Genomic DNA, 15,587 nt, shown 5'->3' on the forward strand with positions numbered 1-15,587 from the left:
GGAGCTGTTGATCATGAATAAAATGGCATTTATCGTTCAAGCAACAGTAGAAGGAGTTACAACACATGTGAAAGCAGGGAAACATGAGTTCGTTATTGATGAAGCAAAACAAATGGGTGGTCAAGATTTAGGGGCTAATCCGCTTCAAATGGTTCTTGGAGCGCTTGCTGCCTGTGAAAATGTTACTGCACGTGTTGTTGCAAAAGAAATGAATTTTGATTTACAAGACATGACGTTTGTAGTAAAAGGCCAAATAGATCCACGTGGATTTATGGGCGATTCATCTGTTCGTCCTTATTTTGAAAATGTGTCAGTTGAAGTGGCTGTGAAAACGAATGAAAGTGAAGAGCGTATTCAACAACTAAAAGAGAAAGTAGAAGCACGTTGCCCTGTATATACGATGCTTAAAGCAGCAGGCGTACAAATGAATGATCAATGGTATAAAGCGTAGTCGAGCGGTGTTTACCGCTCTTTTTTTATGTCAAAAAAGATAAGGGAAATCCCCTATGGGTATGTAAGTTAACAACATATACAATGTAATTAAGTTAAGAAAACAAATTTGAAAGCGGATACAAAAAGGAGCGATGAACGATGGCGAACGTTTATGATGTGAAAGTAGCAATTGTTGGAGCAGGTTCAGCAGGGATTTCCATTGCAGCACGTCTGTTAAGAAAAAATCGCCAATTACATGGACAAGTGCTGCTTATTGATCCATCAGATAAACATTATTATCAACCGCTTTGGACGCTTGTTGGTGGCGGGGCAGCTAAAGTTGAAGATTCTGTTCGCGAGCAAGCATCGCTTATCCCAGACGGAGCAAAATGGTTGAAAGAAGCGGTCGATACGTTCTTGCCAGAAAATAATACGTTAAAAACGAAAGAAGGTTCAACCGTTCGTTACGACTATTTAGTTGTCGCAGCAGGTGTTGAAATTTATTGGGATCAAGTTAAAGGACTGAAAGAAACGATCGGCAAAAATGGCGTTTGCAGCAACTATTCATACGATTATGTGCAAAGCACGTGGGAAAACATTCGCAATTTTCGCGGCGGCACAGCCATTTTCACGCAACCGAGCACACAAGTGAAATGCGGCGGTGCACCACAAAAAATTATGTATTTAGCTGACGACTATTTCCGTCAATCTGGTGTGCGCGAACAAACGAACATCATTTTCGCTTCAGGGTTGCCAAACATTTTTGCAGTGAAGCGATATGCGGATACACTTGAACAGGTTATTCAACGAAAAAATATTGAAACAAAATATCGTGTTGAATTAGTTGAAATTGATGGCGAAGCAAAAAAAGCGACATTTGAACATCTCGATACGAACGAACGCTTTACATTAAGTTTCGATATGATTCATGTGACGCCGCCAATGGGATCACCAGCGTTTATTAAGAAAAGTCCATTAGCGGATGCGGCAGGATGGGTCGATGTCGATCCGTATACATTGCAGCATAAAACATATGAAAATGTATTTGGCGCAGGTGATTGCACAAACTTACCGACGTCAAAAACAGGGGCAGCCATTCGAAAACAAGCACCGGTTGTCGCTGAAAATTTACTAGCATACATGAACGGAAAACCGTTAAAAGCACGTTACGATGGTTACACATCATGTCCGCTCGTAACCGGTTATAATAAGCTCGTTTTAGCCGAGTTTGATTATGATAAAAATCCGCAAGAAACGTTCCCGTTTGATCAATCAAAAGAGCGGATGAGCATGTATATCATGAAACGAAACTTATTACCGATCGTTTACTGGAACGGCATGTTAAAAGGTCTTATGTAGAGGGGGGAGAACATGGTGCAGTTACTCGAAACCGAAGAACAACAAGAAGCGCTCCGTTACTTTATTGAGAAGCTTCCTCAACTAAAAGAAGCGATGGAATCGGTAGAAGAAAAAATTGCAGTTGTTCAGCATGTGATAAACGATAAACAATCACTTGAAGCATTGTTTACAGAATTTGAGGAAAAAACAGCGCCATTTCGATTGACAACAGAGCACATCGAAGCACTTGCAACGCTCATTCAACTGTTGCCGACGCTCGTTCAATGGTTGCAAAAGGCAGAAGAGTTCATTTTGTTCGCGACAAGCGTCATCAACGATCGTGAGTCGATGGCATATGCGATAGAAGGAGCAAAAGATATTGTTCCAATTGAAAAAGGATTAAACATTTTAAAAGAAACAAACGAACGTTTTCAACGCGAACGCGATTCATCCACTGTGTCGCTCTTACGTATGTACCGTTTGTTAAAACACCCATTGATTCAAGATGGGGTGAAATATATAGAAACGCTACTTGATGTAGCAAGCAAACATAAATAATTTGGAGGGATGTATATGTTATTTCGTTCATTTTTCGATGAGCAATTAGCGCACATGTCTTACTTAGTTGGATGTCAACGTACAGGAGAAGCGATCGTTATTGATCCAGGTCGCAATGTGGATTGGTATATCGACACAGCGAGAAAAGAAGGATTGCAAATTGTTGCCACAACAGAAACACACATTCATGCGGACTTCGTTTCAGGAGCGAAAGAATTAGCAAAACGTTGTGGGGCAAAACTTTATTTATCTGATGAAGGAGATGCGAACTGGAAATATCAATATTTAGATGAAGTCGATTATGAGCTTGTGAAAGAAGGAAGCGTTTTTACAGTAGGTAATGTGGAGTTTAAAGTGCTTCATACACCAGGTCATACACCAGAACATATTTCGTTCATTTTAACAGATAAAGGCGGCGGTTCAACAGAACCAATGGGTATTTTCACAGGTGACTTCGTTTTCGTTGGTGACATCGGTCGCCCGGACTTACTTGAAAAGGCAGCTGGAGTTGCTGGTACAGCAGATGTTGGCGCTCGTCAAATGTTCCAATCGTTGAAAAAATTCAAAGCGCTCCCGGATTACTTACAAGTATGGCCAGCACACGGGGCAGGAAGCGCATGCGGAAAAGCGCTTGGAGCCGTTCCTGTTTCAACCGTTGGATATGAAAAATTGAACAACTGGGCGTTGAAAATTGAAGATGAAGAAGAATTTGTGAAATTATTGCTTACAGGTCAACCAGAGCCACCAAAATATTTTGCGATGATGAAGAAAGTAAACAAAATTGGACCTGCATATTTAAATGAAGAAGAAGTACTGTCGTTACAAACACGTGAACAACTTGACGAATATAAAACAAACGGAGCGTTTATTTTAGATGTTCGTCCGTCTCAAGAGTTTGCGAAGGCACATTATGCTGGAGCAATCAACATTCCGTTTAACAAGTCATTTACAAACTGGGCGGGTTGGTTAATTAACTATGACCAAGATATCGTGTTAATCGCCAATCAAGAAGATGTACAAGCGATTCGCAAGGCGCTTGCTTATATCGGATTAGATCGCGTTGTAGCATATATTGAGCCATCCGTTGCCTTAAGCGGTGAAGTGGAAAGCTACGAAGAAATTGATGTCCATCAACTACAACAATATTTAAACGATGATCGCTATCATCTCGTTGATGTACGCAATCAAGCAGAATGGGACGAAGGATACATTGAAGGTGCACAACATATTATGCTTGGTACGCTTGCGGACTGTTTACATGAGCTTCCAGAAGGAAAAACGTATATTGTTCAATGCCGTTCAGGTGCGCGTTCAGCAATTGGCGCAAGCATTTTGCAAGCAAAAGGATTCAAACAAGTGCTTAACTTAAAAGGCGGATATTTAGCGTGGACGAGAGAAAAGCTTCCTGTTGTGAAGCAATCATAAGGGCTGACGTTGTCAGTCCTTTCTTTTCATCTTACTCCCCTCTTATAATGAAAGAGAGGTGAGAACATGCAATTTTTAGATAAAATTTTTGCATACATTCAAGACGGGATTATTGTTATGAACCATGAGCGAACGATCGTCGAAATGAATCCAGCTGCCAAGCGGCTGACTGGTTGGCAACTTGGCGAAAAAGTACCGTATTGTTCATTTTGCCAACAGCGTGATGTGAAGGAAGGAGAAGAGCGATGCTATTTAATTTCAACGGAAAAAGTACCGTATTTCTTATCGGAAATGCCGACGTATCATGGACATTTGATTGATGTGGAAATGAGTACAGCGCTCATTCTCGAACAAGATGATGCGAAATATTATTTGCTCGTTTTACGCGATCAAACAGCGAAGAAAAAAGAAGAAGAAGCACGTCGTTCGAAGTGGATGGTAAAAAAACTAACTGAAGCAAAAGAAGAAGAGCATAAACGTTTAGCACAAGAATTGCATGACGGCGTTGGTCAGTCGCTCTACAGCATTTCCATCGCCTTAGGTAATATTATTCAACGTATACAAGATGAAAAGCTACATGCATATGTGAAAGAAGTGCGTGAAGAACTTGGGCGTGTCATGGAAGATGTAAAGCTATATGCCCAACAACTTCGTCCGAAAAGTTTAGATGCGCTTGGATTAATCCCAACAATTCAGTCGCTTATTCATTCGCTTCAATCAAAAATGCCAAATACATCATTTTTATTTCAAACGAACGTATACACACGCTTATCACCAACGATGGAAATTAATTTATATCGCATTATTCAAGAGGCGTTGCATAACGTCATGAAATATGCTAAAGCAACAGAGGTGCGTGTTTCAATTAAACAAACAGAACGAGAATTGCTCGTATCGGTCGAAGATGACGGCGTTGGGTTTCATGTTGAAGAAAAGCGCGAGGGACTTGGGCTAAAACATATTCAAGAACGCGTTTTTCATCTTGGGGGGGAAACAACGATTACATCAGCACCGATGAAAGGAACGACGATTTTCGTGCGCGTGCCGTTAGAGGAGGGCGGAGAGGATGAAAGTGTTAATCGTTGATGATCATGATTTGATCCGTAAAGGCATTCGTTTGCTTCTTGAAGGTTTTCCGGACGTAGAAGTTGTCGGGGAGGCAAGCAACGGTTGCGATGCGATTACGCTTGCATTAAAACACCATCCAGATGTGATTTTGCTTGATCTTTCGATGCCGACAGGGCTTGATGGATTTACAACTGCAAAAACGATTATGGATGAATTAGAAGATGTGAAAATTATCGTTTTAACGATGCATGATGAAGAAATATATGTGCAAAAAGCGATTCAATATAACATTCATGGCTATTTGTTAAAAAATAGCCAAACAAACGATTTATACGAAGCGTTGCAAGTTGTATACGGCGGGAAACGGTTTTATCGCACACATATTCCTGATGAACATCTTGCAAAAATGTTTGCGGAAAAAGAACCAAAATCACCGCTCACAAATCGTGAAAGAGAAATTGTTCGTTTGACGTTTTTAGGGTATACGAACAATCAAATCGCAAACAAGTTAAAAATCAGCCCGAAAACAGTGGAAAATCATAAAACGAACATTATGCAAAAACTTGGCATTAAAGAAAAACATGAGCTCATTCAATACGCTTTAAAAAATCATATTGCGGATTTAGTATAAAGGGAGCGTTTCATGATGGAATATACATTTTCCTATTTGCTTGTTCTTTTCCTTATTGGTGCAATTGGCTCCATTTTATCGGGGATGGTTGGCATCGGTGGTTCAGTCATTAAATATCCGATGCTTTTATACATTCCGCCGCTTCTCGGTTTTGTTGCTTTTACGGCACAAGAAGTAGCTGCCATTAGTGCGGTGCAAGTGTTTTTCTCGACGCTTGCTGCGCTCGTTGTATTTAAAAAAGGTGGCTACGTATCGTTTCGACTTGTCGGTTATATGGGAACAGCCATTGTGATCGGTAGCTTTATCGGTGGATACGGCTCGAAGTTTTTAGCCGATGAGACGATTAACTTTGTGTATGCCATTTTAGCATCGATCGCGGCAATATTAATGTTTTTCCCGAAGCCAAAAGGAAGCGAAGAAGTATTAGCAGAACAACTCGCATTTAATCGCTTGTATGCAGTCGTGCTATCGTTTATTGTCGGAGTTGCTTCTGGCATTGTTGGAGCGGCAGGAGCGTTTATTATTGTTCCGATTATGCTCGTCATTTTAAAAGTGCCGACGCGCATTGCGATCGGCTCATCTGTTGCGATTACGTTTATTTCATCGATTGGAGCGACGATTGGAAAAGTGATGGGCGGGCACATGCTCCTCGTTCCGTCGATCGTAATGGTTATTGCTAGTTTACTAGCCGCTCCAATTGGAGCAAAACTAAGTCAAAAAATAAATACGAAAGTGCTCGAATATATTTTACTTGTATTAATTGTAGCGACTGTGATAAAAATTTGGTATGAAATGTTGACGTAAGCTGGCTCGTTTGAGTCGGCTTTCTTTTGTTCATTGCAACATAAATGAAAATTTGGTATGATGTTAAATAGTGGAAAAATAAAGAAATAGGATGATGAGGATGAAACGAGCACGTATTATTTATAACCCGACGTCAGGAAGGGAAATATTTAAAAAGCATTTACCTGATGTACTCATTCGATTGGAGCAAGCCGGCTATGAAACGTCATGTCACGCAACAACAGGGGCAGGAGATGCGACAGAGGCGGCGAGAAAAGCGGTCGAACGCAAATTTGACCTCGTTATTGCTGCGGGTGGAGACGGAACGATTAACGAAGTCGTCAACGGGCTAGCTGATGCAACGTATCGACCCAACCTAGGCATTATTCCAGTTGGTACGACGAACGATTTTGCCCGAGCGATCGGTGTACCGCGCTCGATTGAGGGCGCATGTGATGTCATCGTAAACGGTGAAGCCGTGCCAATTGATATTGGGGCGGTAACAAACGAAGGAAAAACACATTATTTTATTAATATCGCAGGCGGTGGGCGCTTAACGGAATTAACGTATGAAGTGCCAAGCAAATTAAAAACGATGATTGGCCAACTTGCCTACTATTTAAAAGGAATTGAAATGCTTCCTTCCCTTCATCCTGTTCACGTAAAAATCGAGTACGATGGGAAAATGTTTGAAGGGGCCGTCATGCTGTTTCTCGTTTCGCTTACGAACTCGGTCGGTGGTTTTGAAAAACTAGCACCTGATTCATCATTAAATGACGGTATGTTTGATTTAATTATTTTAAAAGAAGCGAACTTAGCAGAGTTTATTAAAATTGCGACGTTGGCTCTACGCGGTGAGCATATTCATGATCCGCATATCATTTATACGAAAGCAAATCGAGTCAAAGTATACACAGAAGAAAATATGCAACTCAATTTAGACGGCGAGTATGGCGGAATGCTTCCAGGTGAATTTGTCAATTTGTATCGTCATATCAACGTATTTGTTCCAAAAGAAAAAGCTGAACAAATGAGAACAGGGGAGTAAACCTGTTCTTTTTTGTTCGATTATGCTACAATCTTGACAGCATTTTGCGGAAGGAGAAAGAAACATGGAAGCACCAGTGGCAAAAAACGAATATTACGATGTCGTATTTGAAGATTTAACGCACGACGGTGCAGGCGTGGCAAAAATCGATGGCTTTCCGATTTTTGTTGCGAACGGGCTCCCAGGAGAGAAAGCGAAAATTAAAGTCATTAAAGTAAAAAAAGGCTACGGCTACGGCCGTTTAATCGAATTATACGAACGAAGCGTTGACCGTGTAGAGGCACCGTGTACCGTTTATAAGCAATGCGGAGGCTGTCAGCTGCAACATCTTAGTTATGAAGGGCAATTGAAGGCGAAACATAAACATGTAAAAGAAGTATTAGCGCGCATCGGAAAAGTGGAACATGCGATCGTTCATCCCGTCCTTCGTATGAATGAGCCATGGCGATATCGAAACAAAGCGCAAGTGCCCGTCGGTGAGCGTGAAGGTGGGCTTGTGGCAGGTTTTTACAAAGAAAGAAGCCACGACATTATCGATATGGACACCTGTTTGATCCAGCAAGAAATGAACGATACCGTCGTGCAAACGGTCAAACAAATTTGCGAGCAGTATAATATCCCAGCCTACAACGAACAAACGCATAAAGGCGTCCTTCGGCATATTATGGCGCGCTATGGGGCAACGACGAAAGAAGTGATGGTCGTTTTGATTACGCGCACCGAGGACTTGTTGCATAAAAAGAAAATCGTTGAGGAGATTGTAAAACGTGTACCGAATGTGAAGTCGATTGTGCAAAATATAAATCCGAAGCGAACAAATGTCATTATGGGAGAACATACGCGCGTCCTTTGGGGTTCTGAATATATTTATGATTATATCGGCGACATTCGGTTTGCGATTTCTGCCCGTTCGTTTTATCAAGTGAACCCGGAACAAACGAAAGTGTTATACGAAAAAGCGTTAGAATATGCGGAGTTAACTGGAAAGGAAACGGTCATTGACGCCTACTGTGGCATCGGAACGATTTCGCTCTTTTTAGCGAAAAACGCAAAAAAAGTATACGGGGTTGAAGTCGTTCCAGAAGCGATTGAAGACGCGAAGCGAAACGCTGAACTAAACGGCATTACGAATGTGGAATTTGCGGTCGGAGAGGCCGAAGTCGTCATTCCGAAATGGTACGAGCAAGGAGTAAAAGCGGGCTGCATTGTCGTCGACCCACCGCGAAAAGGGTGTGACGAAACGTTATTACAGACGATCATTGCCATGAAACCGAAGCGCATCGTCTACGTCTCGTGCAACCCAGCTACCCTCGCTCGTGACTTGCGCATGTTAGAAGACGGCGGCTATCAAACGCTCGAAGTCCAACCTGTCGATATGTTCCCTCATACTGTGCACGTCGAGTGCGTCGCGAAGTTAGAGGTTAGTAAATACTAGGAAAACATTGATAAAAAGGAAAGGGCGTCTCCTTTCCTTTTTCATTTGTGAAATCGCTCTTCTGCGTAGTAATCATGGTGTTTTCTGTCACGCATACGTTTACAATTTTATTAAAATATTGTTAATTTGTTCTAAAGTATAATATAATCTTAAACAAAGTTCATTTTTAAGATAGAAGGGGAATTATGGGGAACATAAAAAAACTACATCCGATCAGCATAACGATTATTATCGGAACATTATTTGCAAGAATGGCGATGTTTATGACCATTCCGTTTTTAGCCATTTATTTAACGAGTGTCAAAGGGGTTAGCGCTTCATTAACCGGAGCAATGATTGGGATTAGTTCGATTGTCGGATTGTTTGGTGGGTTTTTCGGTGGGTACTTTTCTGATCGATATGGACAAGAAACAGTGATGAAGATGTCGCTTTTTATGTGGGGATTTGTTTTTATTGGTTTTGCGATTGCTGAGAGCGTTTTTACTTTTTTTCTATTAAATGCATTAAACGGATTATGTCGCTCGTTTTTTGAACCGTCTTCGCGATCATTGCTATCGCAAGTGACAAATCAAGAAAATAAATTGCTTGTGTTTAATTTGCGATACGCTGCGATTAATGTAGGGGCGGCGGTTGGTCCATTAGTAGGGTTGAAAATCGGTAGTTCGTCATCAACAGCCGCTTTTTTTATCACTTCCTTTGTGTATTTTCTTTATTTCATTTTACTTGTTGTACTTTTTTCAAAATATACAATTGAAAAGCATAGCGATGCATCTGAACGTGTAACGCTTCAAAACGCTGTCAACGTATTAGGAAATGATCGTGTTTTTTTATTTGCTGTGATCGGAATGATTCTTGGTGTTACTGGATATTCACAATTTCATTCAACCATTCCGCAATATTTGTCACAATATAAAGATGGTGTACAGCTTTTTTCTTATTTAATCGTCTTTAATGCCATTACTGTGCTCGTTATACAGTATCCTGTTTCAAGAATTGGTAAGCGTTATTCTGCATTGACATCGATTATGCTTGGCATTGGTGCGGTAGCCTTAGGTCTTCTCGGATTTGGTTTATTCACTGCTGTTCCGATGTTATTTGCGTCTATGTTTGTATTAACCATCGGAGAAGTGATGATGTTTTCGATGGTTGAAATATTTATTGACCAAATCTCACCTCAACATATGAAAGGATTATATTTCGGTTCTATGGGGTTTACGGCAATCGGGAATGCTGCTGGGCCTTGGATTGGAGGATTGATGCTTGAACACCTTGGTCATGGCAACCATCTACTTATTTTTAGCTTATTAGCTTTATGTACTTCCATCGGTTTCCCTGTTTTCTTATATGTTGGCCGTTTAATGAAGGTGACGAAACGACATATTGAGTATAGTTTGTGATCGTTTGCCATTTTCTTTTTTTGTACTATTCATAATTAAGGAGATGGAGGAATGAGAAGATTTGTTTTGATTTTTATCTTTCTTATCTTGGTCATTATCGTAGGATTGTTTTTTTATCAAGGGAACGATTTCAAGAAAAATGATTCTATATCTAGTTCCGATGAAGATATTGCTAGTTTACATACAGTAAAAGGCGTAATAGATGTTGAGAAAGCAGTGGGCGAAGCCATCAAAGATCATGGAAAATCTTATCGGAAAGGAGAATACATTGCTGAAGGGCACATCATTCTCAGTACAGAACAAAAAGCGAATGAAGTGAAAGTATATGCTATTGCAAGTGTTGGTGTATTTGAATTTCAAGATCGTATGTTTGCAATTGTATCAGGTAGTGGGGCGATTCCGACTGTGGTGACATTTTCCGTTGGTAAGCATGGTCGATATAAACTTGTGGCATACGAAGAGCCCATCGACGGGGATAAATATACGGAATCGATCAAGCGTATGTTTCCGAAAAAACATCACTTAAAGGTGTTATATGCAGAGAAATATTATGATGAGCTTGTGAAACAGCAAGAAGAACAAGCAAAGGAGTATTTAAAAAAGATTGGGCGAGATGCAAAAGTGATTACATCTTATGTGGAAAAACGACCGCTTAACATTTCTATACAAGCGATGAACTATTTTCTTCAAATGCGTAGTAGTGATCCATTTTTGAACGAATGTCCAGATTGGCTTGGGACACGTGAAGTAATCGAAAAAGGGGTTAGATATGTATACGAAACATCTCAAAGTAAAACAAATGATGGACGTGATGCTGTTGTTTTGCGGAAGATGAAAGAAGACGGAACGATAATCGAAATGAGAAAGTATGTGATTGAAGAAAATCAAATTAAACGCACAGAGGAATAAAAAAGCAGTCCGCTTGCTTAGGACTGCTTTTCGTATCTCTTCTTTAATTCCTTATACCAAAGCGAGTGACGTTCTTTTACATATTCTTCGTCTACATAGCCTGTAAACATACCAGGCAACAGTTTGCGATTTTCTTTGACGATAAACGCGGCTAAATGCATAACGACACCGAGGATGACCATGACTGTCGCTAAATTGTGCAACTGCGCTCCCCAAAACAAAATGCCGTTTGTCGGCTGGACGCCCATAATATTTTTAATAACTTTAATGACGCCTGTGACGATGACAAGACCGATGGAAATAACGAAATATAAGTAGGCGATTCGTTGTTCAGGTAAGTATTTTTCGCTTGGTGGTTCTTTTTGTCCTAAAATCATTGCCTTTATAATGAGATAAGAGCCTTTTACGTCTCCTTTTTTCGGCCAAATGTCAAACTCTTTTTTCATCACGTGATAAACGATATGATACGTCGTAAAGAACAGGAGTGTTGCCGCGAAAAAGTAATGCACTAGTAACGTAATCTCATACGATGTAAGCCATTTTGTACCGAGCGGCTGGACGATTAAATAGCGACCGTATACAGGCATTTGGCCGATACCTGTAATGATAAGCATGATGATTGAAATGGCAACACCCCAATGGACGAAGCGATTCGGAAGCGGTTGGCGGTAAATTTTATTTTTCTTCTTTTGACTCATGTTGTTTTTCCCCTTCCTTTTTCTTCTGCCCAGATAATACTTTGTAAGCAGTAATGCCTGCGGCTGCTGCACCAGCGATTGGAGCGATGAGTGTAGCGAGCATATATCCGTGCGTCGTTTCTAACATATTTTCGATTTCTGGTTTCATATGCGGACGGCCGAAACGAGTGTCATTTTCTGCTTTTTTCTTCGCTTCAATCGCTTCATCAATTTTATCAAATGGTACATCTGAGACGTAAAGTGTTAACGTTCCACTATTTTCAACATCCCCATAAATAAAGCCATCAATTTCTTTTGCTCGTTCGTACGCTTTTTTTCGAATTTGTTCGTACGGGCCGAATTCAATCGCTCCTCTCGGACAGGCAGTTTCACATGCTGGGCTTTTTCCTTCTTCAAGTAAATCTGCACACATGTCGCATTTATACATGACACCGCCTCCAGCTAATTCTGGAACGAGCTTCATATATAAACCGACACCTGCTTGACGTTGTGGAATGTCCCAAGGGCAAACAGCGCGACATTTTGCCCCACCCATGCAGAAGTTTTCATCAATTTTCACCGCTCCATGTTTTGTTTTTTCGATGACTCCAAACGGACAAAGTTTTTGACACGGTGCATCAAGACAATGCATACATCTTCTTGGTATAGCGACATCTTTTGTTTTACCGTTCCAATTTACTTGCACTTTTTCAACGTATGTCCAGTTGTAAGGAGTGAGGCGATCAGTGCGGTCTTTTTCGTTGGACCAGTCTTCATGCTTTTTTTGTGGCCAATAATCTTTGATTGGTTTTTGTGGCTGTGGGAAACGGTGTTCATTTTTTTGTCTACAAGCTGTCACACATAATGGTGTGTCATAAGCTGCGCAACCATCACATTTTGTTAAGTCAATAAGTGAGCCGATTAACGTGTTTTCGTCTGATTTGTCAGTTTGTGCGTATCCCGGTGTTTTTGTCGCAAGCAACATCCCAGCTGTTGCACCAGCAACTGTTGAACGTTTTAAAAACGTTCGACGACTTATTTTTTCACTCATAGAGCTATCCCTCCTCATGCATATACATCTATGGGTATTTTAATTAAAATGAAATGCTTTGAAAAGATGAAATGTATTTTTGTTTGTGACAAAATTATGACAAAGTGAGGACAATGTTCATGCCTATAGGGAGATGCATAAGCTGAAACGGTAAAACGTATGGAGGGATGAGCATGCCATTTATTTCAGACCGCTTTCCAACGATGACGGTGGCGACGACCGTTGGAACGATCACATTGCCAGATGATTATGCTGGGCGTTGGTTTGTCCTCTTTAGTCATCCAGCTGATTTTACCCCAGTTTGCACGACAGAGTTTGTGGCGTTTGAGAAAATGAAGCCACAATTTGAGCAAATGAATACAGAGTTAATCGGTTTGTCAGTTGAGCAAGTGTTTTCCCATATAAAATGGATTGAGTGGATTCGTGAAAAGCTTCGTATTCGCATTTCGTTTCCGATTATTGCAGATGAACTTGGATATGTGGCGAAACAGCTCGGGATGATTCATCCAACGAAAGGGACAAGAACGGTGCGCAGTGTATATGTTGTCGACCACGAAGGAACGATTCGTCTCATGTTAACGTACCCTGAATCAGTCGGAAGAAACATATACGAAATTGTGAGAGCGGTGAAAGCGTTGCAGACAGCGGATGCGTATAAAGCAGCAACACCAGCGAATTGGCCACATAATGAACTAGTAGCAGATCGGCTTATTATGCCACCGCCGCGCACTATTCAACAAGCAGAGGAACGATTAAATAAAGCAAAACAAGGGGAAATCGATTGTTTTGATTGGTGGTTTTGTACGAAACAAAGATAAAAAGACAGCGGGCGCATGATTCGCTGTCTTTTTGTATACTTAGGATAAAAAATTTTGATCGGTCGCAACATTTTCGCCTGTTCAGTTGTATATAGAGTGAAAGGAGGTCATTTCGTTGTGCACAAAAGAACAAATTAAACGTGCCATGGATGAATATGGGAATATGGTATTGCGCCTTGCGTATACGTATATGAGCAATCAACATGATGCGGAAGATGTATTTCAAGACGTATTTATTAAGCTATATGAACATATGGATCGGATACAAAGCGAAGCGCATATGAAGGCGTGGTTGATTCGCGTTACTATCAATATATGCAAAAACAAACTGAAATCGTTTGTATATCGAAAAATGGATGCATATGAAGATGGGGCTCATTCTCCTTATATTGATAACAACGATAGCTTTGAAGTCATATCAGCAGTGACATCGCTTCCAATGAAATATAGAGAAGTTATTCATTTATTTTATTATGAAGGATATCAAACAAAGGAAATCGCCCATTTGTTGAAAAAGCGTGAAAGTACGGTTCGTTCGTTGCTTGCTCGTGCGCGAGAAATGTTAAAAAACAAATTGAAAGGGGAGTATGATTTTGCGTGAGCGATATAAAAAAGAGATGGAACACATTGTCGTGACGGAGCAATTGAAAAATAAAGTGATCGCCCAGATTGAAAAAAGAGAAAAACAACCGAAGCGAAAGTCATTTCGTCCTGCGTATGTTGCCATTGCTGCGGCAAGTGTATTATTGGCAATTAGCTTGCATCCGACAATGCCGACTAAAGAAAAAGAGGAAATCATGGTGGAAAACACGCAAGGAGAGGATATGGTGAAAATGGAGACAGCAGTATCTGAGGCATATTTGGCAATTCATCATATCACATACAATGCAAACGAACAAAAGCTTCATTTTTCGGTGACAAATAAAAGTAACGGTATGATTTCATTTGGATATGCGTATGTGATCGAGCGATACGATGAAACAAAACAAACGTGGCAACCAACAACGTTAACGAATGATCTCGCATTTATCGAAATGCTTGCGTTAATTGGCAAAGGACAGACTGTGAAAGATGTGATTGATCTTTCATTGTTAAATCAACCATTAGCAAATGGGAAGTATCGCATCGTGCGCACGTATTATGCTGATGCAGCTCATTTAACAGGTTACATTGAATTTGACGTTATCGATCAAAAGTTGTTGAACTTTCACACGTATATTGAGATGAAACCGACTGAAACGAGCGAAAGTAAAGATGTGAGATTGACATGGGAAAAAGACCCGCGCTTTTCTCTGTATAGTGCTCATAACGGACTTGTCTCAACAAGAACAGGTCGTCAAGGACTGCACATATATCCGATGTATGAAGGAAACGAACAGGTAAATTTCTCGATGGAAGCTAGCGATGGCACGTTATTTACGGACAAAATGGTCGACGATGCGACAACTATTCACGGAGCGGAGCAATCGGTATCGTCCGATGAACAAATCATTGCTGACTCCATGCCACCTGACAGCGGACAAGTGGAGGGGATGGAAGGATACGTAGGACCGAAAGTATTGTTTTTAAATGGTGAGCGTGTTAACGTTGAACCATCGATTGTTTTTTGGGAACCGAAGGAAGAAAGTAAAAAAGAGGAAGTCAAAGTGAAAGTGACAGTAATCAACGCACGTACAAACGAATCCATTGGTACATTTTATGTCGTTATCGTTCGACAAGGAGATGAATATATGTTACACCATATAGAATAAACGAGGGGAGTCCCTCGTTTATTTCTTTAAAATGAAACGAATGCTAGAAATGGAAGCCTCATGCTCAAGAGAACGGTGTGAAAGAAGAGTTAACAGTTGCTCATGGGTGTCGATTTTACTTTCCAGTTTTTTGACGATTTCATTTGTTTCAAGCACCGCTTGTTGGATAAGCGCTAAGTCTTGTTTTGTTGCCATGTTAGCTTTGATTTCTTCAAGCTCTTGTTTTGTTGCCATGTTAGCTTTGATTTCTTCAAGTTCTTGTTTTG

16 protein-coding genes and 1 pseudogene are annotated in these 15,587 nt (G+C 40.7%); 14 read left to right on the forward strand and 3 right to left on the reverse strand.

The features are described from left to right. Nucleotides 1–13 precede the first annotated feature (13 nt). The 11 genes from HNQ82_RS09010 (at nucleotide 14) to HNQ82_RS09060 (ending at nucleotide 11,024) form a co-directional block, all read left to right on the forward strand. Nucleotides 14–451 (forward strand): OsmC family protein, encoded by a 438-nt coding sequence (locus HNQ82_RS09010; protein WP_183248990.1) that lies wholly within the window; start codon nucleotides 14–16, stop codon nucleotides 449–451. Between the two features lie 140 nt (nucleotides 452–591). Next, on the forward strand, nucleotides 592–1,791 hold the full coding sequence (locus tag HNQ82_RS09015; RefSeq protein ID WP_183248992.1) for an FAD/NAD(P)-binding oxidoreductase: 1,200 nt from the start codon (nucleotides 592–594) through the stop codon (nucleotides 1,789–1,791). 12 nt (nucleotides 1,792–1,803) lie between these two features. Then, entirely contained in the window at nucleotides 1,804–2,328 is a 525-nt protein-coding gene (locus HNQ82_RS09020; RefSeq protein ID WP_183248993.1) for a hypothetical protein, read from the forward strand. Nucleotides 2,329–2,343: 15 nt separating this feature from the next. Further along, nucleotides 2,344–3,753 carry an MBL fold metallo-hydrolase gene (locus HNQ82_RS09025; protein WP_183248995.1) on the forward strand — a complete coding sequence of 470 codons (1,410 nt, stop codon included), beginning with the start codon at nucleotides 2,344–2,346 and terminating at the stop codon, nucleotides 3,751–3,753. A gap of 66 nt (nucleotides 3,754–3,819) precedes the next feature. Then, a complete protein-coding gene (locus HNQ82_RS09030; protein ID WP_183248997.1) occupies nucleotides 3,820–4,839 on the forward strand; it encodes a PAS domain-containing sensor histidine kinase in 1,020 nt (339 codons plus the stop codon). Beyond that, nucleotides 4,820–5,452 (forward strand): response regulator, encoded by a 633-nt coding sequence (locus HNQ82_RS09035; protein ID WP_183248999.1) that lies wholly within the window; start codon nucleotides 4,820–4,822, stop codon nucleotides 5,450–5,452. The genes HNQ82_RS09030 and HNQ82_RS09035 overlap by 20 nt, the downstream gene beginning before the upstream one ends. Nucleotides 5,453–5,467: 15 nt before the next feature. After that, nucleotides 5,468–6,256, forward strand: coding sequence for a sulfite exporter TauE/SafE family protein (locus HNQ82_RS09040; RefSeq protein ID WP_183249001.1), 789 nt, complete (start codon nucleotides 5,468–5,470; stop codon nucleotides 6,254–6,256). A gap of 100 nt (nucleotides 6,257–6,356) precedes the next feature. After that, nucleotides 6,357–7,283, forward strand: coding sequence for a diacylglycerol kinase (locus HNQ82_RS09045; RefSeq protein ID WP_183249003.1), 927 nt, complete (start codon nucleotides 6,357–6,359; stop codon nucleotides 7,281–7,283). Between the two features lie 64 nt (nucleotides 7,284–7,347). After that, nucleotides 7,348–8,718, forward strand: coding sequence for a 23S rRNA (uracil(1939)-C(5))-methyltransferase RlmD (rlmD, locus tag HNQ82_RS09050; RefSeq protein WP_183249005.1), 1,371 nt, complete (start codon nucleotides 7,348–7,350; stop codon nucleotides 8,716–8,718). Between the two features lie 185 nt (nucleotides 8,719–8,903). Further along, nucleotides 8,904–10,115, forward strand: coding sequence for an MDR family MFS transporter (locus HNQ82_RS09055; protein ID WP_183249007.1), 1,212 nt, complete (start codon nucleotides 8,904–8,906; stop codon nucleotides 10,113–10,115). Nucleotides 10,116–10,166: 51 nt separating this feature from the next. After that, complete coding sequence (locus HNQ82_RS09060) at nucleotides 10,167–11,024, forward strand: transcriptional regulator (protein WP_183249010.1); 858 nt, start codon at nucleotides 10,167–10,169, stop codon at nucleotides 11,022–11,024. Nucleotides 11,025–11,041: 17 nt separating this feature from the next. Here HNQ82_RS09060 and HNQ82_RS09065 read toward each other — a convergent pair whose 3' ends face one another. Together HNQ82_RS09065 and HNQ82_RS09070 are read right to left on the reverse strand one after the other, a co-directional pair. Further along, the gene (locus tag HNQ82_RS09065) at nucleotides 11,042–11,722 is read right to left on the reverse strand and encodes a formate dehydrogenase subunit gamma (RefSeq protein WP_183249012.1); all 681 of its coding nucleotides are present in this window, start codon (nucleotides 11,720–11,722) and stop codon (nucleotides 11,042–11,044) included. Next, nucleotides 11,700–12,752, reverse strand: a complete 1,053-nt coding sequence (locus HNQ82_RS09070) for a 4Fe-4S dicluster domain-containing protein (protein ID WP_183249014.1) — start codon at nucleotides 12,750–12,752, stop codon at nucleotides 11,700–11,702. Before HNQ82_RS09070 ends, HNQ82_RS09065 begins: the two co-directional genes overlap by 23 nt. A gap of 173 nt (nucleotides 12,753–12,925) precedes the next feature. On the opposite strand from HNQ82_RS09070, the gene HNQ82_RS09075 reads away from it, so the two are divergent. The 3 genes from HNQ82_RS09075 to HNQ82_RS09085 all read left to right on the forward strand — a co-directional run bounded on the left by HNQ82_RS09075 (nucleotide 12,926) and on the right by HNQ82_RS09085 (nucleotide 15,321). Continuing rightward, the gene (locus tag HNQ82_RS09075) at nucleotides 12,926–13,570 is read left to right on the forward strand and encodes a peroxiredoxin (RefSeq protein WP_183249016.1); all 645 of its coding nucleotides are present in this window, start codon (nucleotides 12,926–12,928) and stop codon (nucleotides 13,568–13,570) included. A 115-nt stretch (nucleotides 13,571–13,685) separates the two neighbouring features. Next, a complete protein-coding gene (locus HNQ82_RS09080) occupies nucleotides 13,686–14,171 on the forward strand; it encodes a sigma-70 family RNA polymerase sigma factor (protein WP_183249018.1) in 486 nt (161 codons plus the stop codon). Next, complete coding sequence (locus HNQ82_RS09085; RefSeq protein WP_183249020.1) at nucleotides 14,158–15,321, forward strand: immunoglobulin-like domain-containing protein; 1,164 nt, start codon at nucleotides 14,158–14,160, stop codon at nucleotides 15,319–15,321. Before HNQ82_RS09080 ends, HNQ82_RS09085 begins: the two co-directional genes overlap by 14 nt. Nucleotides 15,322–15,339: 18 nt before the next feature. On the opposite strand, the pseudogene HNQ82_RS09090 reads toward HNQ82_RS09085, so the two are convergent. Beyond that, nucleotides 15,340–15,587: pseudogene (locus tag HNQ82_RS09090) on the reverse strand (hypothetical protein); the annotation flags it as partial.

This window comes from Anoxybacillus tengchongensis, assembly GCF_014201585.1.
GTDB classification, from domain to species: domain Bacteria; phylum Bacillota; class Bacilli; order Bacillales; family Anoxybacillaceae; genus Anoxybacillus; species Anoxybacillus tengchongensis.